1 protein-coding gene is annotated in these 1628 nt (G+C 75.6%); it reads right to left on the bottom strand.

Going from position 1 to position 1628, the window contains the following annotated elements; genetic code table 11:
* Nucleotides 1–25: 25 nt before the first annotated feature.
* Complete coding sequence (locus tag E2E34_RS34150; RefSeq protein WP_138905695.1) at nt 26–1600, bottom strand: DEAD/DEAH box helicase; 1575 nt, start codon at nt 1598–1600, stop codon at nt 26–28.
* Nucleotides 1601–1628 lie beyond the last annotated feature (28 nt).

The raw sequence follows: 1628 nt of genomic DNA, 5'->3' as shown, positions 1-1628 counted from the left end.
GGGGCGGGCCCGGGGGGGCTCGTGCCTAGGCGGCCGCGCTGCGGCTGCCGCCGGCGCCCCGGCGTCCACGTCCGCGCCCGCCCTGCGCTCGCTCACCCGGCGCACCGGCGCGAGCGCCGCCTTGGGTCCGCGCGCCACCGGCGCCCTGGCCGCGGCCACCACGGCCACCGCCGGCCGCGGCGCCCGCGCCGCCCTGGGCCCGCTCGCCCTGGGCCCGCTCGCCCTGGGCGCGGCCGCCACCCTGCGTACGGCCGCTGCCGCCCGCACGGGCACCGCTGCCCGCACCCGCACCGGTCCCGGCGCCACCGCGACCGGAGCCGCTACGGCCGCCGGCGCCCTGCGGACGCCGCTTCGGCTTCGCGGAGGGCTGCTGCTGCTGCGGCACCTCGACCACGATGGCGACACCCGAGGGCTCGCGCGCACCGGTGATCCGGGTGAGCTCGTCGTCGCTGGACTTGACCCGCGCGGTCTGCGGGACGATGCCGGCGGCCGACATGAGCTGCGTCATCTCGCGCTTCTCGTCGGGAAGCACCAGCGTGACGACGCTGCCGGACTCGCCCGCGCGGGCGGTACGCCCACCACGGTGCAGGTAGTCCTTGTGGTCGGTCGGCGGGTCGACGTTGACGACCAGGTCGAGGTCGTCGACGTGGATGCCGCGCGCCGCCACGTTGGTCGCCACCAGCGCGGTGACCTGACCGGTCTTGAACTGGTCGAGCGTGCGGTTGCGCTGCGGCTGCGAACGGCCGCCGTGCAGCGCCGCCGCGTGCACACCGCTGGCCAGCAGCCGCTTGGCGAAGCGGTCCGCCGCGCGCTTGGTGTCCACGAAGAGGATCACGCGGCCGTCGCGGGCGGCGATGCGCGTGGCGACGGCCTTCTTGTCGGTCTCGTCGGCGACGTACAGCACGTGGTGCTCCATCGTCGTCACCGCGCCCGCCGACGGGTCGACGGAGTGGACCACCGGGTCGGTCAGGAACATCCGTACGAGCCGGTCGACGTTGCGGTCGAGCGTCGCGGAGAACAGCATCCGCTGCCCGTCCGGCTCGACCTGCTTCAGCAGCGCCGTGACCTGCGGGAGGAAGCCCATGTCGGCCATCTGGTCGGCCTCGTCCAGGACCGTGACGGACACCTGGCCGAGCTCGGCGTCGCCGCGCTCGATGAGGTCCTTGAGCCGGCCGGGGGTGGCGACGAGCACCTCGGCGCCGCGGCGCAGCGTGTTCGCCTGCTTGGTGATCGACATGCCGCCGACGACCGTGGCCATGCGCAGGTTCACAGCCGTGGCGTACGGGGTGAGCGCGTCGGTGACCTGCTGCGCGAGCTCGCGGGTGGGGACCAGGACCAGGGCGAGCGGTGCGCGCGGCTCGGAGCGGCGGCCCGCCGTGCGGGCGAGCAGCGCGAGGCCGAAGGCGAGGGTCTTGCCGGAGCCGGTACGGCCGCGGCCGAGGATGTCACGGCCCGCGAGGGAGTTCGGGAGGGTCGCGCCCTGAATGGGGAAGGGCTCGGTCACGCCCTGGGCCGCCAGGGTCTTGAGCAGGGCCGCGGGCATGTCGAGAGCGGCGAAGGTCTCGACGGCCGGCAGCGCCGGGGTGAGGGTCTCCGGCATCGCGAATTCACCCTGCACGGGGGTGGCC

Source organism: Streptomyces albidochromogenes (assembly GCF_005981925.1).
GTDB lineage: Bacteria > Actinomycetota > Actinomycetes > Streptomycetales > Streptomycetaceae > Streptomyces > Streptomyces albidochromogenes.
This window is presented reverse-complemented; position numbering and strand designations above follow the sequence as displayed.